18 protein-coding genes and 1 riboswitch are annotated in these 25,719 nt (G+C 43.2%); of the genes, 9 read left to right on the forward strand and 9 right to left on the reverse strand.

All coding sequences use genetic code 11. The annotated features are described in order from the left end of the window. The first annotated feature begins 18 nt into the window (after positions 1-18). Positions 19-957, forward strand: coding sequence for a DMT family transporter (locus IFO66_RS07005; protein ID WP_192024447.1), 939 nt, complete (start codon positions 19-21; stop codon positions 955-957). 111 nt (positions 958-1,068) lie between these two features. Here IFO66_RS07005 and IFO66_RS07010 read toward each other — a convergent pair whose 3' ends face one another. The 6 genes from IFO66_RS07010 to IFO66_RS07035 all read right to left on the reverse strand — a co-directional run bounded on the left by IFO66_RS07010 (position 1,069) and on the right by IFO66_RS07035 (position 8,784). Beyond that, complete coding sequence (locus tag IFO66_RS07010) at positions 1,069-1,866, reverse strand: carbonic anhydrase (protein WP_192024448.1); 798 nt, start codon at positions 1,864-1,866, stop codon at positions 1,069-1,071. Between the two features lie 257 nt (positions 1,867-2,123). Further along, entirely contained in the window at positions 2,124-3,461 is a 1,338-nt protein-coding gene (locus IFO66_RS07015) for a TrkH family potassium uptake protein (RefSeq protein ID WP_420488655.1), read from the reverse strand. A 165-nt stretch (positions 3,462-3,626) separates the two neighbouring features. Further along, positions 3,627-4,457, reverse strand: a complete 831-nt coding sequence (locus IFO66_RS07020; RefSeq protein WP_192024450.1) for a carbohydrate ABC transporter permease — start codon at positions 4,455-4,457, stop codon at positions 3,627-3,629. Further along, positions 4,457-5,338 (reverse strand): carbohydrate ABC transporter permease, encoded by an 882-nt coding sequence (locus IFO66_RS07025; RefSeq protein WP_192024451.1) that lies wholly within the window; start codon positions 5,336-5,338, stop codon positions 4,457-4,459. The genes IFO66_RS07020 and IFO66_RS07025 overlap by 1 nt, the downstream gene beginning before the upstream one ends. 119 nt (positions 5,339-5,457) lie before the next feature. Further along, positions 5,458-6,795: an extracellular solute-binding protein gene (locus IFO66_RS07030; protein ID WP_192024452.1), complete on the reverse strand. Its 1,338-nt coding sequence runs from the start codon at positions 6,793-6,795 to the stop codon at positions 5,458-5,460. A 651-nt stretch (positions 6,796-7,446) separates the two neighbouring features. After that, positions 7,447-8,784, reverse strand: coding sequence for an MFS transporter (locus IFO66_RS07035; RefSeq protein WP_192024453.1), 1,338 nt, complete (start codon positions 8,782-8,784; stop codon positions 7,447-7,449). A gap of 510 nt (positions 8,785-9,294) precedes the next feature. On the opposite strand from IFO66_RS07035, the gene pdxR reads away from it, so the two are divergent. The 6 genes from pdxR (at position 9,295) to IFO66_RS07065 (ending at position 18,578) form a co-directional block, all read left to right on the forward strand. Continuing rightward, on the forward strand, positions 9,295-10,734 hold the full coding sequence (gene pdxR / locus IFO66_RS07040) for a MocR-like pyridoxine biosynthesis transcription factor PdxR (protein ID WP_192024454.1): 1,440 nt from the start codon (positions 9,295-9,297) through the stop codon (positions 10,732-10,734). Between the two features lie 144 nt (positions 10,735-10,878). Then, positions 10,879-13,638 (forward strand): response regulator, encoded by a 2,760-nt coding sequence (locus IFO66_RS07045; protein ID WP_192024455.1) that lies wholly within the window; start codon positions 10,879-10,881, stop codon positions 13,636-13,638. A 204-nt stretch (positions 13,639-13,842) separates the two neighbouring features. Beyond that, a complete protein-coding gene (locus IFO66_RS07050) occupies positions 13,843-14,337 on the forward strand; it encodes a MarR family winged helix-turn-helix transcriptional regulator (protein WP_192024456.1) in 495 nt (164 codons plus the stop codon). A 39-nt stretch (positions 14,338-14,376) separates the two neighbouring features. Next, the gene (locus tag IFO66_RS07055; RefSeq protein ID WP_192024457.1) at positions 14,377-16,107 is read left to right on the forward strand and encodes an ABC transporter ATP-binding protein; all 1,731 of its coding nucleotides are present in this window, start codon (positions 14,377-14,379) and stop codon (positions 16,105-16,107) included. Beyond that, positions 16,104-17,975, forward strand: a complete 1,872-nt coding sequence (locus IFO66_RS07060) for an ABC transporter ATP-binding protein (RefSeq protein WP_192024458.1) — start codon at positions 16,104-16,106, stop codon at positions 17,973-17,975. Before IFO66_RS07055 ends, IFO66_RS07060 begins: the two co-directional genes overlap by 4 nt. Before the next feature lie 153 nt (positions 17,976-18,128). Continuing rightward, on the forward strand, positions 18,129-18,578 hold the full coding sequence (locus IFO66_RS07065) for a hypothetical protein (RefSeq protein WP_192024459.1): 450 nt from the start codon (positions 18,129-18,131) through the stop codon (positions 18,576-18,578). Positions 18,579-18,609: 31 nt separating this feature from the next. Here IFO66_RS07065 and IFO66_RS07070 read toward each other — a convergent pair whose 3' ends face one another. After that, positions 18,610-19,065: a hypothetical protein gene (locus IFO66_RS07070; RefSeq protein WP_192024460.1), complete on the reverse strand. Its 456-nt coding sequence runs from the start codon at positions 19,063-19,065 to the stop codon at positions 18,610-18,612. Between the two features lie 245 nt (positions 19,066-19,310). Between IFO66_RS07070 and IFO66_RS07075 the strand changes: the two genes are divergently transcribed. Then, complete coding sequence (locus IFO66_RS07075) at positions 19,311-20,192, forward strand: polysaccharide deacetylase family protein (RefSeq protein ID WP_225445561.1); 882 nt, start codon at positions 19,311-19,313, stop codon at positions 20,190-20,192. A 125-nt stretch (positions 20,193-20,317) separates the two neighbouring features. On the opposite strand, the gene ade is transcribed toward IFO66_RS07075, so the two are convergent. Continuing rightward, entirely contained in the window at positions 20,318-22,180 is a 1,863-nt protein-coding gene (gene ade / locus IFO66_RS07080; RefSeq protein WP_192024672.1) for an adenine deaminase, read from the reverse strand. 137 nt (positions 22,181-22,317) lie between these two features. After that, a riboswitch (purine riboswitch) is annotated at positions 22,318-22,419 on the reverse strand. Between the two features lie 279 nt (positions 22,420-22,698). Between ade and IFO66_RS07085 the strand changes: the two genes are divergently transcribed. Then, positions 22,699-24,489, forward strand: a complete 1,791-nt coding sequence (locus IFO66_RS07085; protein WP_192024461.1) for a sensor domain-containing diguanylate cyclase — start codon at positions 22,699-22,701, stop codon at positions 24,487-24,489. 175 nt (positions 24,490-24,664) lie between these two features. Here the strand turns inward: IFO66_RS07085 and IFO66_RS07090 are convergent, their stop codons facing one another. Further along, positions 24,665-25,552 carry a TetR/AcrR family transcriptional regulator gene (locus IFO66_RS07090; protein ID WP_192024462.1) on the reverse strand — a complete coding sequence of 296 codons (888 nt, stop codon included), beginning with the start codon at positions 25,550-25,552 and terminating at the stop codon, positions 24,665-24,667. Positions 25,553-25,719: the final 167 nt, after the last annotated feature.

Below are 25,719 nucleotides of genomic sequence, written 5' to 3' on the forward strand. Positions count from 1 at the left end.
CAGAAAGAAGTGTTATGAATGAAAAAATGGGGGATCTATGGCTTGCTCATCTTTGTCATGCTGGCGTGGGGTATGAACACGATCATGATGAAGGTATTAGTAGCGAACTTTATGCCGCTGACCATGACGGCTTTTCGCATATTATTAGCTGCCGTTACGGTGTTTATCATTTTATTCGCGCTTGGCAAAGTACGCAGACTTACCAAAAAAGAATGGAAGTATGTGGCTGCTGCTTCTTTGTTTAACGTTGTTGCGCATCATTATTTTTTATCGCTTGGATTCACGGGGACGTCTGCTTCCAGTGCAGGGCTAGTTCTGGGGACAGGTCCGCTGTTGACTGCAATTATGGCTATGATTTTCTTAGGAGCTCGAGCAACTTGGTTTAAGACGATAGGTATCATTCTTGGCTTTACTGGTGTTGCCTTTATTATGTTAAAGAGCTCGGGAGATATTAGTGGGCTGTCCCTCGGAGACGTTCAGGTGTTCTTAGCCATCGTTGCCCAAGCTTTCAGTTATATTTTGATTAAAAAAGCAGCGGATACGTTAGATCCGCGTCTAATGACAGGTTATATGCTGCTTCTTGGTTCGGCTGTTCTATTCGTTATCAGTTTAATCGCAGAGCCTGATGGATTGAGCAGTATGGTAGGAGCTACAGCTGATGTCTGGGTTGTGTTTGTCTTATCGGCTACCGTGTCGACGGCAATCGGCCATCTTATTTATAATTATGCGGTTGGCAAAGTAGGAGCGGCTGAGTCAGCCATCTTTATGAATTTCACACCGTTCTTTGCTTTAGTTGGCTCTGTGCTATTGCTAGGAGAAACGATTACTTTGGCACAGATTGGAGGCTTCCTGTTTATTATTATGGGCGTGCTTCTTGGTTCGGGAGGCTTGGAAGACTGGCTGCGTCAACGTCACCAACAGCACATAGAAGCTCAAATTGCAAAGCGACACGGATAAATAGAACAGGGGTACCCTAAAAGTTGCGGAAACTGACTTTTAGGGTACCTTTTTTTTATTGAGCTAGGGTTGCGAAGACTTTTAGTAATCTTATCTTTTGTTTATTGAACCTTAATCATACTGATGAATGATGCGGTCATGTACAGGTTGAACAGGACGGCTGTTGTTCGGGAAGATAGCTTGGAATGCTTTTAATTGGTTGGATGACATGGTAATCGGCTCAGCTAGCACCGTCCACTTAATGCCCTCGCTGCACGATGGTGTCGTCAAAGAACCAGCATACCGGAAAGAATCTTTGTCGCTAGGTAGCAGTTGATTAATAGTAATCGTTTTCGCTAACTTAATATCCGTTTTCGTTTCCTTCTTAGGCAGCGTTGACCACATTTCACTTAGTACAGTAGAAGCTTTTCCCTCTTTAATAAGGATGCCGAGCACAGCCAGCTGTCCGTCCGCGCTTTTATGGACGAAGTGAACTTCGAGTGGAGAGGCTTTGCCATTAATGGTGTGTTCGCTAGGTGTGTGAAAGTGAAATTGAAGCAGGTAATAGGCTTTGCCATCAATGAAAAGTGTGTTATCTGTGGAGGTAGCATTAGCTTGAATGGTATGTCCGTTGTTGGCAATTGTAAATAGGGCTGGCTTATACTTTACGGAAAATCCTTCGTCGTTAGCAGGATCGGTCGTTTCTTCGGTGTCAATGTTGATCGGTGATTGCTGCTTGCCTACTTCGCATATTTGGTAAGCTTCGCTCAAGTCTCCCCAATGCTCGGGTCCAGTAGATCCTTTATAGGACCAATGTGCGCCTAATTCAGCAGCAATGGCAGGTTGAGTGGCAGGAGTAGGTGTGAAGGCGGTTAACGCTAAGCCTAAACTAAGTAACATCATAGAGCTTGTCCATTTACGTTTTGACATAAATTCTCTCCTTTTTATTCATACAAGTTAAATGAATACGCTTTCTTATTGGTGTGCTCTAGTATGTACCACCACCCTGATGTGGATATGATCAGAAGATAAACCGAATAGCTGAAATTGACAAGTAGGAAAATAGTTGATGTAAAAATAGTTACTTACTACCCATGTCTTCTATTTCCTTGTGGATAAGCGAAAAACGCTCCCCATAGCATAAGCTGTGGTGGAGCGTTTTGTATTGTTGAAGCTGTCTCTTGTCGTTAACCAATCATAATCTTTCCTTCTGGATAGCGGTACAATGACTGTTCTCGACGGCTACCGAGTGCATAAGCAAGTGTCATTGGTCCAAGACGTCCGATAAACATAGCGAAGCAAAGTACAATTTTACCGAATTCAGACATCTGTTCTGTGACGCCCATGGACAAGCCTACCGTTGCTACGGCTGAGGTTGTATCGAACAATATAGCCAAAAATGGTTGATCTTCGGTAATAGCGAGCAGCATGGCAACAGATAGCACCATAAAGATTGCTAAGAAGATGATCGTAAGTGCCTTAAGAATAAGATCTTTGGAAAGGCGATTACGGAACAATACGACATCTTCACGGCCTCTCATCATTGCCCATACCGCTGCAATTAGAATAGCGAATGTGGTTGTTTTAATTCCGCCCCCGGCAGAGCCTGGTGATCCACCAATGAACATCAAAATAATCATAAAGAATTGTGTAACTTGATTCATATTTGTAATATCGATCGTTGTCGTCCCCGAAGAGCGCGTTGATATCGATTGGAACATGGTAGAGTAGAGCTTACCCTCCATAGACATGTTTTTAAGTGTATGAGGGTTCCACCACTCAAACAGTAGAATAAAGATAGCTCCGACCGCGATCAAAATGCCTGTAACCGACAACACTACTTTTGAGTGCAGTGAAAGTTTGCGCAGGCGAGGATAATCATATAGCTCGGCAAGTACGATAAAGCCCAAGCTACCGGAAATGACGAGAATAAAGGCAATTACGTTGAAGAGCAAGTCATCTGCGTAATTTTGAAAACTATTGCCGAATAGGTCAAAGCCACCGTTATTAAACAACGATACGCTATGAAATACGCCATAATATAGAGCTTGTCCAGCAGACATTTCTGGCATCCAATGCAGAGCTAGAATGAGTGCAGCAACGGTTTGAATGACGAAGACGAATATAATCGTACGTCTAATGATACGCACGATTCCTTCCATGCTACCTGCATTCATCGTTTCTTGCAGAATGAGGCGCTCACGAAGCGAAATACGTTTACCGAGCATCAAATAGACGAGCATCGCAACGGTCATAAATCCAATGCCGCCTAGTTGGACGAGTAACATAATAATTGTTTCACCAAAGACGGTGAACGTCGCACCTGTATCTACGACAGTAAGTCCTGTGACACAGATTGCTGAAGTAGCTGTAAAGAAAGCATCTATCCAAGTAATACGGAGCCCGTCATGCACCGCAATGGGCAGCTTTAAGAGTATAGTTCCGAGTGCGATGAGCGCGATGAATCCGAACAAGAGTACTCGAGACGGCGTCCAGGTAGTCATTTGTTTTTTTAAGTTCTTAATCATATGTGCCTCCACTTCCAACCCTCAAAACGATACTATATCTCTTCACCATGTCTTTGTAAACCATAACAATCATGCCTTTACTCATCTTGCCACAAAAAAAGCCATCCCAACCTGATCGTTGAGATGACTTTACGTACCATATACGATTTCATTCAGTTGCTACTAGCCTTTTACGCTTCCTGCCGTAACACCTTCAATGATCTTCTTCTGCAAGAAGCTGTAAATGAGTATGACAGGGATAATGCTTATTGTGATTGCAGCAGTTAGTGCGCCGTAGTTCATATTGTACTGATCGACAAAGGATTTGACCGCGACAGGCAGCGTACGTGATGCCTCATTGGAAATGAACAAATTAGCCATAACGAATTCGTTCCAGTTGCCGATAAAGTTCAAAATAAATACGGTTACGAGTGTCGGTAATGTGAGCGGGATGACGATACGGAAGAGTAGACCGTATGTATTTAAGCCATCCATAACCCCTGCTTCTTCAAGTTCCAGCGGAATGGACTTCAAAAAGGCAGCAATGACGAACACGGTCAAAGGAATCCCAAATGCAGAGTAAGGGATAATAAGTGCCAATGGCGTATCGTAAATGCCGAAATCATTAATCATTTTGTACAGCGGGATGAGCAGTGACGCTGGTGGTATCAATAAGGATAGCAAGAGTAAACTGTAAACCCCTTTGCTAAGCGTATGGAACTTCATGCGTGTCACCGCATAGGCAATCGTTGTCGATAATAAAATGGTTGCAAAAGTAGAGATCGAACTAATATACAAACTATTGATAAAGTAGCTGTCGATATGAGAATTGGACATGGCTTCAATATAATTATCGAATGAGAAGCTCATAGGCATGCCCCATGGATCATCGAATATTTCACTGTTATTTTTGAATGAAGACGAGATGACAAAGAACAGCGGGTAGATGACGAGCAATGCATAGAAGACGAGAATGATGTGGGATACAAAGTTGATTGAACGAGATTGCTTCATCAGTAGTCTACCTCCGTCCGCTTGTTGATCACGTGATACACTAACGCTAAGATCGCTGTAAATATCGTAATAATAATGGCAATTGCATTTGCGTAACCGAAATCACTTAAGGAATACGCTTGTTTATACATATACGTAGCCATAACTTCTGTAGAATGGAATGGCCCGCCGTTTGTCATAATCATAACGATATCCATCGCCTTCATCGCACCTGTAATCGATAGCAGCATCGTTACGACGATAACAGGACGAATGAGCGGTATCGTGAGCAGCCATGCTTTTTTCCAACCGACCGCTCCATCAATTTCGCCAGCCTCCAGCATTTCTTTTGGAATGGAGAATATGGCCGCCAACACGAGGACGATATAGAAGCCCGTCCATTGCCAGCCATTCGTAATGAGGATGGAGAACATCGCAGTTGTTTTGTCTCCGAGCCAAATTTTCGCCCAAGATTCGAGTCCAACGGAACGTAATAGTTGATTCAAGAGTCCTGCATCTGGCGCATAAATAAACTGCCAGATGACCCCAACGGAAGCGGTAGATAGGATACTTGGCAAAAATACGGTCAACTTGTAGAAGTCTAACATTCTTCTTACACTGCTGATCATAATCGATACGACTACGATAACGGGTACTTGTATAAAGACAGAGAACAATACGAAATAAATGTTATTCCAGAAAGCTACCCAGAACTTTTCATCCCCCATTGCTTTCTGGAAATTATCTAGTCCTGTATATACGGGTTCGTTAATGCCGTTCCACTCAGTAACGGAATATTGCAAGGAATTAAAGAGCGGTACCAAATAGAACGTTATGTACAAGGCTAGGGCAGGGACGACAAATATGGCAAATGCCACAAGGTTGCGCTGTATTTTATTCATGGCTCATCTCCTAAGTCCTTATGACCCACTAATGGGCAAAGACCGGGCACTGCAATGTGAATTGCAGCCCCGATCTGCCGTTAGAGGTTCTAATTGGTTCTCGTGTATAACCAGTTATCTTATTTTTTGTTAGCCGATTCTTGTACTTCTTGGAGGCGTTTCGCAGCATCCTCAGGGGAAATTTGTCCGCCTAGTACTTCTTGAATCGTACTTTCCAACGTAACTTTAACTTCTTGTTGAACAACGGCATCGAATGCAGGGAATGCACCTTTAGCAGAAGCTTGCTGCTCACCAATCGACTTCGTCAGCTCGTTAGCACCAGACAAGTCTGTAACACCCTTCATGGAAGGAATACGGCTAGTTTCTACAAGTCCACGTGTTTGGTTTTCAACGGTGTAGAAGTTTTTAATGAACACTTTAACTGCTTTAAGCTCATGCTCCTTCAACTTCCCAGAGAATCCATAGCCGTTAGACCAGCCACCGTTAATGTAACCATCTCCGCCTCCGCCAACATTAGGCATGCGGAAGAATCCAGCATCATTGGCTACTTTGGAATCTTGACCAGTAATTGCACTAACTGCCCAGCTACCGTCAAACAGCATAGCTGCTTTACCTGTGTAGAAGTTAGCTTGACCTTGAGAGTATTTGAGTCCAAGGACGTTCGGATCGATAAAGCCTTGATTTTTCAAATCTACTACGCGCTTAAATGCTTCAACGACAGGTGCATCGGTCCATTTGGATGTTCCTGCTACGAAGCCCTCTTGAATTTCTGGTCCACCTAAGCCTACGAACAAGTTGTTAAGAAGCATGTTTGCAGCCCAGCCATCACCGCCACCTGCTCCAAGTGCAATCGGCGTAATACCTTTCGCTTTCAATGCTTCACATACTTTTAGGAACTCTTCCCACGTCTTAGGCACTTGAACGCCTGCTTCTTCAAATAATTTGCGGTTGTAGAAGAAGCCTTCTACGAATCCGGATTCTGGCAAGCCGTATACTTTGCCGTCTACCGTAAACTCACGTAAGTTAAAGAACTGATCAGCCAAGCCCAACTCTTCCAAAATTGGAGTCAGGTTAAGCAGTCGTCCTGTTTTTGCATAGTTTTGAGTGTCAGCCCCACCGAACAAGTTGAAGATAGGCGGTTGGTTGTTGTTTTGCATTTCCGCTTTCAACTTGACGTCACGGTTAACTGTATCTTCAACACCGTCCAGCTTGAAGGTCAAGCCCGGTACTTCTGATTCGGTTTTCTTCACTACATCTTCAAGGATTTTGAGCGTCTTTTGGGCTGTAGCCCGGACGTTAATATGTCTAACTACAAGAGAGAACTCTTCCACCTGTGGATCGCCTGCAGCACCATTACCTGAGTCGGCTGGCTCCTTCTCGCCACCACCGCCGCACCCTGCAAGAGCAAGGGCAAAAACCATCATTGTAACGAGTAACAAGTTCAAACTTTTTTTCATCCGATAACACTCCCTTTTAAGAATTTAATATCTGTTCGCGTAAGCTACATAAGATGTTTCCTTCTTGGGTGCTAGAGCTAGGAGGTATTCATCAATCGAATAGATTCGTTCTGTTGTTACAGATGCTTTATTGCTTGTTTCATGCTAATACGTTACCGGTAAGACGCGGCAAAGTTTCAAGGCATATACCCGCTCAAAGAGGGGCATCACCTCCTTAAGTAACTAGAGTTAAGTACAAACTGTTATGTAGGTAGGTGTGAAGATCATGGTGAGTAAGTCATGGTAAGTATGTGTATGGTAGAAATGGTTAGAAAAGGTAGTTGTTGTGGGTGAAATTCTAGATGTCTAGTAGATTTCCAATTTTTAATTGTTCTCATTGTATAAAGTTTTGGTTGCGCTTACAACAACTTTGTTGATAATTAGTAAAATATTTTATGGATCGACATTATTCGACATTTGCGACGAAGGTTGCTGACGCAGATATGAATATTTATATGTTTATTATGATGTATGTATAGATTTATATTTGTTATCCTCAGGCAATGTCTCTCACCTATACATATGTTAAAGCGATATAATTATGCTGAAAAATGAAAGAAAGAGAGCGATATCGCTCTCTTTCTGAAGCTGTTGCATACAGTGGAATGTTGGTTAGCTGAGTGGCTGGTATTCTTTTTCCTTTTGTTTGGATTCTCTAAATACATAGTAGAACAACCCGGCCGCAGTAATATATAAAATGCCTGTTATACAAAATGTCACAGCGTAACCCCAATACGTTCCGTAGGCTTTTAATATGGCGGATTGAACGGGTCCCATCGTGGCCCATCCAAGCATGAACGCAGTCTGTGTAAATGAGTTGGCAATTCCACGACGTGCATCCGAGATTCGTTCTACCATTAAGGCGGATTGAATCGGATTAGCTGCATTCATGAGCGCCTGACGGAACAAGAAGCTGAAGGCAGCGATCGTAAATGCCGTTGTGAAGCCTGTTAATAGTAGAAATGGTAAGGACAGCAGTTGAAAAATAACGACGGCTCGTACTTGCCCTACTTTGGCAACAAGCGTAGGCCCGATTAACATCGAGACGATTGTCATTACTTGCCCGAGTGACACGAGTAGTCCTACCGCTGTCAATGATACGGCGAATCGATCGGTAAAATACATATTTAAGTACGGAATAACTAGTCCTGACCCTAAGCCAACTAGCAGTTGGGCCGTTGTAAACTGAGTGATGTTGATCCAATCCCTTCGCTTCGTTTGCTTAGGAGTTGAAACAGCAGCGGCCGTCGGTACAGATAATGAATTTTCATTTTCGTTAGAGTCCGCATATCCACTTTTTTCAATAGGAGCTGGATGCGGTAGAATTTCCGCTGTGGCTTTCTTTTTCTCCTTAATAAAGAGAAGCGGAAGGAACGAAGCAACGGTAGCAGCGCCGCCAAGCATAAGAACAGTCTGCAAGCTATCAATTTTGTTCCAGCCAATCGCTTGAAGGAAATCGGCACCATATCCACCGGCAATACTGCCGACCACCTGTGCGGCAAGTACCCCTGAGAAGTGAATGCTGAACAGCGACAACCGTTCCGATTTACTCACATTTTCAGCTAGAAATGGGATGGCGATAACTTGATAGAAAGAAATAAATAAACCGGTAATGACCGCATAGGTCTGCAAGCTGAAAGGATCTTCGGCATAAGAGCGCCCCATGAAGCTAAGTCCGGTCAGCAGGGCACCGATAATAAGAATATATTTTCGACTTAATCGATCGCCCGCTAAGCCAATGGGAATGAACATGCAGGCCGTGGCCAGTGATTGAATGCTGACGATACTGCCATTCATATCAGCTCCGTAGCCGAGCGCTTGTATGTATAAGTTGTACAGTACCATGAACATGCCGCTTCCGAACTGATACAGCATATTAGATAAGAAGAAAAGCTTAACATTGCGATTCCATCGTTTCACATCATTTCTTGCCTGATGCCACCAGCCCATAGTTGTATGATCCTCCGACAGTTATCGTTACGTAAATCGTAACTATGTATATTGTAACAGTAGTTTTTTTGGCAGGGAAAGGTAATAAAGAAGCTCTATAGTGTGAAAAAGCCCAAATCGGCTGATATTACTTACGAAATATCAATACGACGGAGGATACATCCTTTTCACTTATGAAAGCTAACTTGATTCTTAATTCATGTTAACAAACCAGAGTCTAGCGCTGGGTCGATGTACCGGACTTTAAAAATAGCGGATAGGTACAAAGTTTATATTTTTGTATAGAATAACCTCCTCAGAGCAGCATGATAGAAGTATATGATATGATAGATATAGGTAGACAATCATTTACCTGATAGATAGAGAATGGTTTGGTTTTCAGTATACGTAGATCTGACCCTAATTGTTAGGGTCAATTCCGGTTTTTATAGTAGGGTCAATGATGCATGGAAGGGAAGAATGAATTCGTTTTACGAGAGGATAGGCGAATAGGTTCAGGAGGTACCTTTTATGTTAGAGCTGATGATAGATTTGCGTCGTGATCGCGATGTTCCCTATTATGTTCAGCTGTATCAGCATATTCGAGATGAGATTAAATACGGACATTTGCCTGCGGGAACTCGTCTGCCTGCCATTCGTCAACTTTCTGAACATTTGCACATTAGCAGAAATACAGTTGAAGCTGCCTATATGCAATTGACCGCAGAAGGCTATACCGAGAGCCGAGCGCGCAGCGGATTGTACGTAGTAGAGTTGGAGCAAGATTACTTACTTTCCGAGCAGCAGGCCGGAACAGAGCAAATGAAAGCACAAGTAAGCGACCCGGCCTCTTTGAACAGACCAGATACAGCAAGTGAGATACGGATTGATTTCCGTAATGGCTCGACAGATATGCGTTATTTTCCTTATTCCGTATGGAATCGAATATCGCTAGAGACGATGCAGGCTAACACAAAAGCACTGACTAGAGAGGGTGATCCTCAAGGGGAGTATGGCTTGCGCTATCAGCTAGCAAGTTACTTGCGGTATTCACGGGGTGTTAAATGTAGGCCAGAACAGATCGTAATGGGTGTTGGCATTCAACAATTAACGACTTTGCTATGTCAGCTAATTGGTGGCGATCATCGTGAAGTAGCGATGGAAGAGCCAGGCTATAATGGAGTGAAGTCGGCATTTGTTCATCAAAATTATCGGATTACCCCTATTGTACTCCAAGAAGATGGAATTGATGTTGAAGCAGTGAAGCGATCTGAAGCTAAGTTGGTATTCGTTACCCCCTCACATCAGTTTCCGTTAGGTATGATTATGTCTGTTAACAAGCGCTTGAAGCTGCTGCAATGGGCGGCTGAGCAGCAGGCAATTATTATAGAAGATGACTATGACAGCGAATTTCGCTATCAGGGCTGCTTAATTCCCGCGCTTCAGGGGTTGGATAAAACAGATAGTGTTGTGTATATGGGTACCTTCTCCAAAGCATTGCTGTATGGCATTAGTATGAGCTATATGGTGCTTCCCGAGCGATTTGTGCCTATTTTTCGAGAGAGAGTCTGCGAGCTAGAGCCTACCGTTTCTACGATTCATACGCATACGCTGGAGCGATTTATGGCGGAAGGTCACTGGGAGAAACATTTACGCAAAATGAAAAAAGTGTATCAGAAGAAACATGCCCTACTCGTCGAATGTATTCATCGTTACTTTGGGAAGCAGGCATCTGTTATCGGTCACCGATCAGGACTTCATGTGGTGTTAGAAGTACATAGTGATTATACCGAAGAAGAGCTTATTAAGCTTGCGGCCAATCAAGGCGTGCGCGTATACGGAACCTCTCGTTTCTGGATGAACTCGGACCACTGCACAGCAATTAGACTTCTGATTGGATTTGGGGGACTGACCGAACAAGAGATTGAAGAAGGGGTTCGCTTGTTGTACGAAGCGTGGTTTGAAACCTAACTTTTATTGTAAATCTCGCAAAATTTATCTCATTTTAAGGCGATTATAGGTATAATCATACGTGACCTTTATTTAAGGACATACAGGCCATACATGTGCGCAACAGATTGACCCTATTACAGGCAGTTAGGAGGGGGCTATTTTTTGCAAAAGTTGAAAATGACGATACGTCAGAAAATTTTGCTAGGGTATGTGTTAGTTTTAATATTTTTAATCATTTCTATTGTAGGCGTGAATGTACAAGTTAGTTCGATCAAAAATGAAACGGATAACATCGTTAACAACGATATGAAAGTTCATTTGTTGAGCCATAAAGTAGAAAAGCATATGCTCGATTTAGAGACGGGCTTAAGAGGATATTTACTGTCTAATGATGGTGCTTATTTGGAGCCTTATACGTTCGCGTTGAGTCAATGGGAGAAGGATTGGGAACAGCTCTATAATCTTGTGGCTTCTGATCCACAGCAAGTAGAGCGCCTTTATTCGATTCATTCGATGTTTAAGAGTTGGATTGGGGATTTCGGTGAACCGTTGCTCACCTTGCCTGCAAATCAACGACAGAGTGCGTTCAATAATTTGTTGCAGGAAAATATGACAGGCAAGCGCTATGTAGACCAACTGCGGCAACACTTTGTCGATTTTCAGACGGAGGAGCAGCGAATTACGCAAGAGCGAGTTAATGAACTAGAGAACCAGAGCAACCTATTGGAATGGGGAATGTATGCCCTATTCATTGTTCTTACGGTGTTGTCTCTAGGTATAGGAGTTATCATTTCGCGCTCGATTGTAACGATGCTCAAAGAAGTAACCTCGACGATCAACTATATTTCTTCCAAAAAGGGAGACTATACAGATCGACTTCAAGCAGAAACCAATGATGAGATTGGAGAATTGGCAGCAGCTACGAACCAACTAATTGATACACATGCGGAGCAGAACTGGATTCAGTCTAGCTTGACCGAAGTGATGGAGATGCATCAAGAAGTAGAGGATATGCAAACGTTGGCCAAGACGTTTACTACAAAAATGTCCGAATTAACGGGTGCTTCCTATGGAGTGATGTATACGCGAATCGGAAGACGTGCACAATCACGTTATGTTAAGGCATCTTGCTATGCAGGAGCTCAGTCGGATGTTGGTGTAGCCTCTTTCTCTATAGGAGAAGGGCTGGCGGGGCAAGCAGTTGCTGACCATCGATTAATGGTTATACATGATATTCCTGATGATTACATCAAGGTGTCATCTGCTCTTGGGCAGGGCAAACCGAGAAGTATTTTGATCGCACCAATCGAATATGAGCGTGAAGTCATTGCTGTGCTTGAGTTGGCTACGGTGGATGTATTCCAAGCTAAGCAGTTGAAGCTGGTAGAAAGCATCATCTCCTCCTTCGGCGGAACGATTAATAGCGTCGAGAGTCGGATGGAAATCGAGCGCTTGCTGCAAGAAGCACAAGCTATGGCTGAGGAGCTACAATCTCAGTCTGAAGAGCTGCAAATGCAGCAGGAAGAGCTACGGATGACGAATGAGCAGCTTGAGGAACAGAATCGTAATGCTGTACAGAAGTCTAATGAATTGGATCAGATTCGGATCGAGCTGGAGCAGTACGCAATGCAGTTGGAGAAAAGTTCGCAGTATAAGTCAGAGTTTCTAGCGAATATGTCCCACGAGCTGCGTACTCCGTTAAATAGTATGCTCATTTTGTCGCAGATGCTTCATGAAAATGAGGAAGGACACTTATCTACAGAAGAGCAGGAGTATGCTCGTGTTATTCATACGGCTGGTACCGACTTGTTGAATCTGATTAATGATATTCTCGATTTATCGAAGGTTGAGGCCGGTAAGCTTGATATTTTCATCGAGGCAATGTGTCCATTAGAGCTTGGCGATAATATGCGGGCTCAATTTGCAGCAATGGCAGAGCAGAAAAATCTTGCTTTCCATGTGCATCTAGATCAAGCTTCTTTACCTAAAGTGTTACACTCGGACGAACAGCGCCTGACGCAGATCGTACGCAATTTGCTCTCTAACGCGTTCAAATTTACATCGCAGGGTTCTGTCGAGCTTCATATGCGAGGATTGAATGATGAAGAGTGTAAAAAAGTGATGCGATCAGGTATGAGGGCTGACTTATCATCATGGATCGCTATTGAAGTTACAGATACAGGCATTGGTATTGAAACAGATAAGCAAGCCATTATATTCGATGCGTTCCGTCAAGCTGACGGTAACACGAATCGCAAATATGGTGGAACAGGCCTAGGTCTATCTATATGTCGGGAGCTATGCCGCTTATTAAGTGGTCTGATCGAGGTGAGCAGCGTTCATGGGGAAGGAAGCAAGTTCACCGTATACATTCCATCTTTGACGGATATTGAATCAGGAATGGCTATTCAACAAGAGCTAAACTATCATCAATCCGCAGCTGCGATGGAGACGCCACTTCGCCTTGAGCATTATTCGAATGACGAAGAGGTCGGCTCCCAGTATAGCCAGAGTGGTAACAATGAACATACTGGAAGAGCCTACTTGTTCCAAGGTAAGCGAGTGTTAGTTGTCGATGATGATGTGCGGAATGTATTTGCACTGATGAACCGACTGGAAAAGGAAGGCGTTGAAGTTATTACGGCTCATGACGGTCAGGAAGCGCTGGATGAACTCCGTCGGAATGAACAGGTGGATCTAATCCTTATGGACATTATGATGCCTGTCATGGATGGGTATGAGGCGATGTCGCGCATTAGAGAGATGACTGGCTATGATGATGTGCCTATTATTGCCTTGACAGCCAAAGCAATGAAGCAGGATCGAGAGAAGTGTCTGGATGCTGGCGCTTCAGATTATATTAGTAAGCCACTGAATATGGAGCAGTTATTCTCGCTTATGCAGGTGTGGCTGACGAACTAAATAAACGAAAATAACCTCCAATCTTGGATGACCATCTTAAGATTTGGGGGTTATTTTTTGCTTTTCTTTGGATTTGACATTGGAATTGGTATAGCCATATAATTAGGTAACCTAATAGATAGGGAACCTAATTAATTAGTTGATTACTTAATAATTACGAATTGACTTCAAAACAGTAATGAATAGAGAACTGGGGTGGCAATTATGTCTGGAAAAGGAACGGAGTCCAGAAGAGATGAAGTATCACAGAAGCTAATGAGGTCCTTTCGGCAATTTCAACGTGCGGAATGGCAGCAGCAAGATGGGCAGAAGCGAAGCGATATGACGGTATTGTTCTGTATCCAAAAGGCGCAGCTTGAAGGAGAGCAAGCGATGCGGGTATCTGATATAAGCCAACTGCTTCATGTTACATCTCCAACTATTACTCAAATTATTAATCGATTAGAAGAGAGTGGTTGGGTTGAACGATATATGGACCCAGAGGATCGTAGAGTAGTTCGAGTGAAGCTGACCTCGGAAGGAGAGCAAGTAGCTGCACAGGCGAAGAAGAGGTTTATGGAGTCATTTAACGGGCTTCTTGATCATCTTGGTCTTGAGGATAGTGAGCGTCTTGCGGAGCTGTTAATGAAGGTGTTTGACTACTACCAGCAAGAAAGTGCTGAACGCAAGAATTGTATGGATAAGCAAGACAAACAGTAAGTAAAGTGAAACGGATTTTGGAGTAGGAGATGGATTATTATGATGAAGCTGATTCGCTTTTTGAAGGCTTATCGTCTTCCGACAGCAATCGTACTCGCCCTCGTCTTTATACAAACGTTATCAGAGTTGTATTTGCCGACGTTGATGGCGGATATTGTGGATACAGGTATTGTAACGGGCGATGTTAATTATATTTGGAAAATGGGCGGCTGGATGCTTCTAATCGCAGGGGGTGGCATGCTGTGTGCCATTGGAGCTAGTTACTGGTCATCTAAAGTGGCAGTTGGGTTTGGTAAAGACTTACGTGCTCAAGTATTTCGCCATGTAGAGAACTTCTCCTTGCAGGAGTTCGATAAGGTAGGGACATCCTCTTTGATTACGCGTACAACCAACGATATTAACCAAGTACAGCAAGTGTTGGTAATGATACTGCGTGTCATGGTGATGGCGCCTATTATGTGCATCGGTGGTCTTATTATGGCGGTATCCAAAGATGGTCCGCTCACGATGGTGTTGGCAGTTGGATTGCCTGTGTTGGCCCTTGTTATCTTTTTCATTGCTCGTAAGGGTATTCCGCTCTTCAAAGCGATGCAGGTGAAGCTCGATAAGCTTAATCTTGTTGTCCGTGAAGGGTTGACAGGTATTCGTGTTGTTCGTGCCTTCAATCGTGTCGAACATGAGCAGAAGCGTTTTGAAGAAGCAAGCCGTGATTTGACCGATACCGGAATTAAAGTTAACCGCATTATGGCTTTGCTTATGCCCGTTATGATGCTGGTTATGAACTTAACGACGATTGCCATTATTGCATTCGGCAGTATCCGTATTGAAAGTGGCAGTATGCAGGTCGGTGATTTGATGGCCTTTATTCAGTATGCGATGCAAATTATGTTCTCACTTGTTATGCTTTCACTTGTATTCGTATTAATTCCTCGTGCGTCTGCTTCTGCAGCTCGTATTAATGAGGTACTTGATATGAAGCCAGAATTGAAAGATGCAGAGCAACCAAAGACGGTAAGTGCTTCGCAGAAGGGATATTTGGAGTTTGAACAGGTAACATTCCGATACCCTGGTGCGGAAGAGGCTGCACTTAGCAATATTAGCTTTACAGCTCGTCCGGGTGAGATAACGGCAATTATTGGTGGTACAGGATCTGGTAAGTCCACCATGTTGAACTTAATTCCGCGATTTTATGATGTGAGTGAAGGCTTTATCCGCTTGGGTGGCGTTGATGTTCGTGAATTGGAACAAGGCGAATTGCGGAGAAAAATAGGTATCGTCCCACAAAAAGCAGTCCTATTTTCAGGCACAGTTGCTGAAAACATTCGCTATGGTAAAGACGATGCTTCAGATGAAGAGTTGCGCCATGCTGCGGCAGTTGCTCAGGCCGCTGATTTCATTGAAGCGATGAGTGATGGTTATGACACGATGGTGTCTCAGGGTGGAACGAACTTATCTGGTGGACAAAAACAGCGGTTATCAATCGCGAGAGCATTAGTGCGTCGACCTAACGTCTATTTGTTCGATGACAGCTTCTCTGCCTTGGATTTCAAGACGGACGCCATGCTGCGTGCTGCTTTGAAGCAAGAAACGAAAGAAGCCACACTTATTATTATTGCTCAGCGAGTTAGTACGGTTATGGATGCTGATCAAATTATAGTTTTAAATGATGGGGAAATAGCAAGTATCGGTACACATCAAGAGCTTCTTAAGTCGAGCGAAGTGTATAAGGAGATTGTGGCATCCCAGCTAACAGAGGAGGAGATCGCATGAGTCAACAAAAAGAACGATCCCCTCAAGGACATCAAGATTCAAAAGGGCCTATGGGACCTGGTATGGCTGTTCCTGGTGAGAAGGCAAAGGACTTTAAGGGTACATTGCGTCGTTTGCTTGGCTACCTAAAACCGAGTAGAACTTCGCTTATTATTGTTTTCTTCATGGCTGTATTGGGAACGTTGTTCTCAATCGTCAGCCCGAAGATTATGGGTAAAGCCACTACGAAATTGTTCGAGGGGCTTATGAATATGATGAATGGGGTCCCTGGTGCAGGCATTGACTTTGATTACATTTGGAATATTCTATTAATTCTCGTTGTGCTGTATGTGTTTAGTGCTTTGTTTATGTATGTTCAGCAGTATGTGATGGCTGGCATTGCTCAGCGGGTTGTTTATGATTTGCGCGAACAAGTGAACCGTAAGCTGGCTAAATTACCGTTATCCTATTATGACAGACAGCAGCATGGTGAGATGCTTAGCCGTGTTACGAACGATGTAGATAATATTAGTACGACGTTACAGCAAAGCTTGTCGCAATTGATTACATCGGTTATTACGATTGTCGGTATTATTATTATGATGCTGACGATTAGTCCGTTATTGACGCTCATTACATTGGTGACATTACCGCTTAGCGTTATCGCAACGAAGAACATTGCAGGACGCTCCCAGAAGCATTTCAAAAACCAGCAGGATTCTCTAGGTGAATTGAATGCACATGTTGAGGAAATGTACACGGGTCATCAAATTGTAAAAGCATTTGGCCGTGAAGAGAAGTCGCTTCAGAAGTTCGATGAAGTGAACGACCGTCTATATGATGCGGGCTGGCGTGCACAATTTATGTCTGGTATGATTATGCCTTTAATGAGCTTCGTCAGCAATATCGGATACGTTCTTGTCTGTGTCGTTGGTGGTGTGCTCGTCACGAATCGTTCGATCCAGATCGGTGATATTCAAGCCTTTATTCAATATACTCGTCAGTTCTCACAGCCCTTGGCTCAAGCAGCAAATATTGCGAACTTGATTCAATCCACCATTGCTTCGGCAGAGCGTGTATTCGAAGTGTTGGATGAAGAGGAAGAACGTTCTGATGCCGATAAAGTGAAGCAGCTGGCAGCGCCACGAGGTACTATCGTCTTTGACCATGTGCAATTTGGCTATAAGCCTGACGCGTTATTGATGACGGATATGAATGTGCAGGTGCAACCAGGTCAGACGGTTGCTATAGTCGGCCCTACTGGTGCGGGCAAGACGACGCTAATCAATTTGCTTATGCGCTTTTATGAGCTTAACGGTGGACAAATTACGATTGATGGCGTACCTATCCATGAAATGAAGCGTGCGGAATTGCGCAGTTTGTTCGGTATGGTATTGCAGGATACGTGGTTGTTCAATGGCACAATTCGTGACAATATTGCCTATGGGCGTGAAGGTGCTTCGGAGGCAGATATTATTCGTGCAGCGAAGGCGGCGCATGCCGACCACTTCATTCGTACGCTACCTGATGGTTATGATACGGTATTGAATGAAGAAGCTTCGAACATTTCCCAAGGTCAGAAGCAGCTTCTTACTATCGCGCGTGCGATTCTTGCTGATCCGACAATATTGATTCTGGACGAAGCGACGAGCAGCGTCGATACAAGGACAGAAGTTCATATTCAGAAGGCGATGAGCACGTTGATGGAAGGTAGAACAAGCTTTGTCATTGCTCACCGATTGTCCACGATTCGCGATGCAGAACTCATCCTTGTCATGAACAAGGGCAGTGTAATTGAACAAGGTACGCACGAACAATTGTTGGAGCGAGATGGCTTCTATGCGAGCCTGTACAACAGTCAGTTTGCAGATGAAGGTCAAGCTGTATAACGTGATAGGTTAAATGAAATCCCTAGTTGCTCTTTAGCGAACTAGGGATTTTTTAGTGTTATACTAGTTCTTGGGTCTGTTCTAAATTTTATGATTCTTTGATATTATGAAAATAATGTAAAAATTATTTTATTCCAACAAGGGGGGATCGTATTGGAAAAGTACAAGAAGTTGATTTATGTAGTTGTAGGAATATTAATTATTGGTCTTGTAGGAACACTGACTTATAACGCTAATAAAAGTACTAATACTTCGTTTGATGAATTACTCAGTAGTAGTCTGAAAGGTAAAGAAATTACAGATGTTACTATGCAGGAATATGGTGGAGCGAAACGAGTGATTCATACAAAAAGTAAAGAGGAAATAGATGCAATTCTTAAACCTTATTCTCATATTGAATTAATAACTGAGGGCTCCCCTGTACCTAGCGAAAAATTTGCAATTCACCTAACGATAAATAGCGGAAATGATATCATTTTTGGGATAGTAGTTACTGATACCGGCTTTGTTGATACCTATGTTTTTGAAAAAAATAAAGGGGAATCATACCGTATAACAAATCAATTTGATTTTAAATCGATTCATAATTTATTCGAAAAGTAAAGAGACGCCACGAAGGGCGTCTTTTTGTTTTTTAAGATGTGGTTACCCAGTCACCATTTTGTGGCTTATAACCAGTAATGATACCTTGTCCAGCAACAAATCTAATTGGTCCATCGTAATTGAACTGAATGAATGGCAGTGTTACTTTGATTAATCGGGCATTTGGATTACTTTCAAAAAAGTTTACGAGATAGGACATGTGATAGTGTCCATCTTTTACATATGTGTCTACAATTTCTTTTGTGCTAGGTATCATGCTTGCTAGAATTCCAACTACACCTGTTGCCACTCCTACTGGTGTACTTTTGAAAAATACCAAGCCTAAAATAGAGCCAATTCCAGCAAGAGCATCTGCAACTTTTTTTACGGTGGTATTGGTATCCTTAAAACCTTTTTCATAAATAGCATATTGTGCGCTTTGCATTTTCAAAACTTGATCCTTGGTTAAAATAAGTTCTTCTACATGTTCTGTATAGCCACTATACATATAACAATTCCTCCCAATATGAATTTTGAAGAGATTTCTTCATCGATGAATATTTGCTTCCCTATTAAAAGTGGAATAGCTAGTATAAATAACAACCTAGAAATGAGATGTTTTAGCTCGAATGTTTATTCGCTTTTTTAAACAGTAAGAAAGAGTGTGTCAGATGGAAGAAGGTATAAGATGCCATCATGAACCTCGCTTGATTGGGGAATTGTAACCTTATATACATTTAGGGGGCAATGAAAATGATGGTGCGAAAAAGATATTTGCGGAATTGCTTGTTAATGATGCTTCTCTTTGCTGTGATGATTACCGGCTGTTACTCCAACTCCAATACAAATGGGACATCATCGAATTCTAATCAGGCGAAATCTGTTAAAAATAATACGATTAAAGAGTACAAGCTTGTACCTAATGGAGCGCCTGAGCTCGCAGGCGGACCTGAGAACAAGAATCGCAATACGCAACCATTGACGCTGGAAGAGCTCCGCAAAAAATACCGTTCGAACTTTCATTTCTCAGGTCCATCAACACCGCCTCGTGTTGCGTTAACGTTCGATGATGCTCCTGATCAATTATTTACACCACGAGTTCTGGATGTACTGAAGGAATACAAAGTGAAAGCGACATTTTTCGTGGTCGGCAACAGAGCACAGAAGCATCCTGATATTATTAATCGTATCGTTAAAGAAGGGCACATATTAGGAAACCACACGTATAATCATCCTAATTTGGCAAAGGTATCGAACACCGTATTTCAACGAGAAGTATCGGATACGCAGCAAACGATCAAAAAATTAACAGGAAAAACGATGCGGTATCTGAGACCACCTTACGGAAATATTACCGAAGAACAGATCAAATGGCTCGTAAGCAAAAACATATCCATCGTGAATTGGAATGTGGATTCATTGGATTGGAAAGGTTTAAATGCGGAGCAAGTGCTGGCTAATGTAATGGGTGATGTAACAGCAGGGGCTATTGTGCTTCAGCATTCTGCGGGTGGGGAAGGGGAAGACTTGAGCGGAACCGTTCAAGCTCTGCCGCAAATCATTAAGCAATTGCGAAATCAAGGAATAGAGCTAGTAACTGTGCCTGAATTGTTGAAAAAGCCTGCTTACAAATAAACGGGCACGCTTGTAAGAATAAACAAAGGCGCCTCCAAATAGGCGCCTTTTCATTAAAATCAGCTTTTGGATTGATCACATTTTAATAGCGAACAGTTGGGTTATATAATGGTAGCGATAAAGGTTTATGAGCGTGCCTCCCATATTGAAATATGATTGAAGGACTGGAATGAAAACAATCCCATATCCGTCAACTTAAGTTCTGGAATAACAGGCAGGCACAAGAAAGATAAAGTCACGAATGGATGAAACTCAGTCGAAGCGCCGATCTGTTCTAACGCATGATGCAACTGCTCCAATTGTTTCAATACTTCTTCATAGGGCAGAGTCGCCATTAAACCTGATATCGGTAACGGAAGCGTGGAAAGTACGACTCCATTTTTGACGACAGTTAGTCCGCCTTCTGACTGACGAAGTTCATCAATTGCGATGAGCATGTCAGCATCATTCGTGCCTGCGACGACAAGATTATGCGAGTCATGGGCAACAGTTGATGCAATTGCCCCGGCACGGAAGCCAAAGCCTTTTACAATACCATGCCCAATATGTCCGGTATGGTGATGACGTTCCAGTACGGCTAATTTTAACTGATCAGCTTGTATCGAAGGTTGGAAGGTACCGTTGACGATGGTTACCTTATCCATAAGATGATCGGTTATCAAACTATTTGGTTGAATACCAATGATCGAACAATGAGTGTGTTCAGGCAATGGAATGGCGAGCTGCTCAGCATCTATATTGCTTAATCGAACACTGTTCAATACAGTCGATGGTGGGGTGGTAATTGTCAATTTTGACCCTACATAGGCTCCGTTAGAAGCGACAAGCTGACCTGCTTTGAATACGTGACTGATTTCTACCGTGTCTAGCTGATTGAGAAATAGCAAATCGGCATCATACCCAGGAGCGACAGCTCCTTTTGTTTCAAGCCCGTAGCATTCCGCAGCATTTAAGGTTGCCATTTGAATGGCAGTCAAAGCTGGAATGCCGGATTCAATCGCGAGCTTTATATTCCAGTTGATGCTGCCTTCCTGCACAAGTTCATCCAAATGCTTGTCATCTGTACAAAATAAACAGCGGCGTGCGTTGTGGGGCGTAACGACGGATGCAAGACTGCGTACGTCTTTAGCAACAGAGCCTTCTCGCAGCAATATATACATTCCACGGCTAAGTCGTTCTCTTGCTTGCTCAGCAGATACACATTCGTGATCTGTGCGGATGCCTGCGGCGCGATAAACATTAATCTGTTCTCCACTTAGTCCAGCGCCATGGCCATCCATATATTTGCTTCTCGCATAAGCGTCTGTCAGCTTGCGTATCATATCTGGCGTACCGTTGTGTACAGAAGGGTAATCCATAACTTCGGCTAGTCCAAGTACTCGTGGGTGTTGATAGAAAGGCTCCAATGCTTCTGCATGCAGCACGGCTCCAGCATGCTCATAGGGAGTAGAAGGCACACAAGATGGAAGCATCACATATACATCTAGAGGCAAGCCTTCAGATGCATCTAACATATATTGAATGCCAGCTGTACCACTAACATTGGCAATTTCATGTGGATCTGTGATAACAGAAGTTACGCCATGCGGCAGCACTACACGTGCGAATTCAGATGGAGTAACCATCGAAGATTCAATGTGGACATGCGCATCGATAAAGCCAGGACAAATATAGCGCCCTTCCGCATCAATAATCTGTTTGCCTTCATACTCGCCGATACCGACAATGCGACCATTTGTAATCGCAATATCACCTTCTCTAATTTCGTGTTGAAATACGTCTACGATGCGTCCATTGCGAATAACGATATCTGCCTGTTCACGCTTGGAAGCAGCGGCGATCCATTGTTGCATAGCTATTTCTTTTTCTGTTTGTCCCGTTGTCACTTGCAATTCCCCTCCAAATGAAAAAAACTCTAGCGTATCGAATCGAACACTTAGAGCTTGACTGGAGTAGAAGGAACTAGAGGCTGCATCTGCATCGGTTATCTATTCGATCTGTTCCCAAATGGGTAGATCATAACAAGACAGGCAGGAGAGAGCCACAGTGTTCATGCAAAATACTGCCTTTCTCATTTGCTGTCTTATATCAATCGCCGATTGCTCTCAAAGCTTGTCCAGCTCGGAACAGCCTAATCCTTCCTCGTAGTCAAACTATTTAAGGTAGTTCGGTAGAAACAGTCGGACCTTATTTCCGACCCTATACGAGATAGTGGTATATAAAATTTCTCTTATTCTATAGGGCTGTGCCTCAGCAGTCAATAGCTTTAGCATAAAGTTGGTTTCGTATGTGCAGGTGCTGCTTGTCTTAAGATTGCGAATGGAATATCCAAGCCGCATAAACCCTGACGTGGCTGTAGGTGTACACTGCATCTTCCTTGTAGTAAGATAAAAGTTACATTTCGGGGAAAATAAAAAATACGTTTAGACAAGTCATGCAGAGATCAAATTTAGTTGTGAATCATGTGCAATACAGCAACTAATGATGAAGAAAGGTTGAACGAGTAATGCCAGATATGAAAGATCCATTGACAACCATTTTAAAGTTACCGCCAACACGAAAACAGACGGTCATTGCAACGGTTGTTGGTTTGTTGATCATTGGTCTGTCGATGTCTGTTCTCCCCTATGCACAGAACCATTTTCTGGAAGTGAATGCTTTTTATCCTCTATTCATTGCGTGGGTATTAATCGGAGACTTCGTAACCTCCCATCTCTTTTACATACAATATCGGGCATCTGGTGAAAAGCCACTGCTCATTCTATCCGCGACCTTCTTATTTACTGCACTTATCGTTATTCCGCATGCAGCTGCATTTCCTGGTATACTCCCCTATCATTGGGTAGGCAATTTGGAGCAACTATCCCTTTGGTTATGGCTGGTATGGCATATTGGTTATCCGATCGGTATTATTAAATATTCGTTGCATTTGAAAAGTGAAAATAGTAGTCAACCGCTAAAAATGGGCAGGGAGAAATGGCTGCGAGGAGGCATGCTGCTAGGAACAGGGGCTATCGTTGTTATAGTAACTTATTTGCTGTACTCCTATCGTGCTGACCTTCCGGCATTTTTAGATGGACATAATTATGAAAAGCTTGTCTATTCAGGGATAGGGCCTGCTGTTGCTGTCCTAAATGTAATAGCGTTCACGATGCTGCTGCTTAGAACGAAATTCAACAGTGTGCTGCATATATGGTTGACTTTATCCGTATTTACATTCTGTTTGGACGTGATTTTAACCTTGTACGCTGGTGAGCGATATAGTGTTGGCTGGTATATGGCGCGCTTTAATGCGCTGTTGTCTGCTACGGCGGCTCTGGCAGTACTGTTCTTTGAGGTGAATCAGCTCTACATCCGTTTGACCCGATCGCAGGTTCAACTCAAACAGTCACAGGCTCATCTCAATAACACGTTAAACAGTTTATCAGATTGTTTCGTGGCGCTGAGTAATGATTGGAAATATATGTTTGTAAATAAGAGTGCGGAGCAGTTTGAGGGTATCTCTTTTATAGAAGTAAAGGGAAAGCATTTCTGGGTATTTAATACGCATTTGCTAGACACACAATGGTATGAGCACAGTATGCGAACCATGACAGAGAAGGTTAGAACCGAATTTCTTTGGTTCGATGAGCCTAAGCAGCGTTGGTTGGAGACGAGAATGTACCCGACAGAAGAGGGGGTCTCGATCTTTTACCGCGATGTTACGTTACGGATTGTGTCAGAGCAGCGAATGAAAGAAGCGAATGAGAAGCTGCAAATGGCCAACCGTCTTTTAAAAGATTTCTCGTTCCGAGATGGTTTAACAGGTGTGTATAATCGCCGATATTTCGATCAAGTATTGCAGCAGGAGTGGCAGTCTTCAGGAGAAGCAGGAACGCCGCTAACGCTTATGCTGTTCGATCTGGACTATTTTAAATTGTACAATGATACGTATGGTCACCAGCAAGGGGACGAGTGTCTAACGAGTGTTGCCCATGCAGTACGTGACGCATTATCGGATTCCAATGCGATCGTAGCTCGCTATGGTGGTGAAGAATTCGCAATTATTTTACCGCATACCGATAAGATGCAGGCGGCCATTATTGCTGAAGCTGTGCGCTTAACGGTAGAACATCTAGGCATCGTGCACGGTGTGCCGCCAGCATTCTCAGTCGTGACTTGCAGCTTGGGCAGCTTTACGATGCAAGTACTGCCCAATCAAGAAGGGCAAGAAAGCTCGCTGATACAACTAGCGGATCAAGCAATGTACGAAGCCAAGCAAGCAGGGCGTAATCAAGTTCGAATACATGGGCAGTAGGTGCGTGCTGGCTTGGTTTGCTAGATGCACTAAGTCTACTTTAGCATCCGGGAACAGATAGATGGCGCACATAGAAAGAGGCGAGGAACCTGTATGGTTTCTCCGCCTCTTTTATTTTTAATAAGAAGGATCTGTACATGAACCCAACAATCTCATCCATTCCTCTACCTTATCTTCATTTCGATGAGTCAGAAGAAGTACAGAAATGATTTCGAACTTTTTCGATGATCGGCGCAAGAGTTTCATAATTTCGTAAGTTGTACAGCATGCCCTCTACAAGAGGTAGACGCGGCTCATTAGCTGTCAGCTCCTCGATCAACACGTCCAATGTAATACGAAGATGGTCATCATTAGCCGTATGTGAAGCTTCTTTTGCAACCGTATGAAGCTCCTGTAGTAGTTGTTGCTTAGGATCGACAGGTGCCGCTGCATACGATAAGCACATGCTATTGTTACTATAAGATTCGAATATAGGTTTATCACCGGAACGCTCAAAGCCTTCTAGTAAGTCTTCGATACGCCGCACCATATAAGCAGCCGATTCCCCAAGATCACTCGGTTTATTATGAAGTAGCATCATTTCGCAAAATACTTGCGTCATGCCTTGCATGAGCAGGGTAAGGTCTGTGACATATGACTGAACGCGTTCTTCTCCAAACATATGAATGAGATGGTTACGGAAAAAAGTAAACATCTCATCCCGCATAGTAAACACGAATTCTGCGATATCTTGATTGAATGGAATAGCATGCTCGCGTGCGTGCATGACGATGAATTCTTTATGCTTTTCAATTTCCTCCAACTGGACTTGGAGTTGCCGGATGAATCGTTCCTTCGGGTCTGTTATATGTTGTCCCACTTCGTGAACTTTAGTGTTGATAAGGTCATAGTAATATCGGAATATCGCCAGCAGCAGGTCTTCTTTGGAATCAAAGTATAAGTAGAAAGCACCTTTGGAAATGCCGCTCTCGGTAGCGATTTCTTGTATGGAAGTGGCCAATACGCCTTTGCGAGCGAACAGCTTCATACCAGCCTCGATCAACCATTTTTCTTTTTCCTTCATATGATACGCTCCTATTTAGGTCTGGTACCTTTATTATGACGTGAATGTTCTGTTCGTCAATGTTCATTCTGAACGACGTCCACTAGTTGACTCCGACTGTCTGGTCAGTTATATTTTATATTATTATGACTAGTCAGTCAAAAACTATGTATAGGTTGTTTGTGTAA

This window comes from Paenibacillus arenosi (assembly GCF_014841135.1).
In the GTDB taxonomy this organism is placed as follows: domain Bacteria; phylum Bacillota; class Bacilli; order Paenibacillales; family Paenibacillaceae; genus Paenibacillus_B; species Paenibacillus_B arenosi.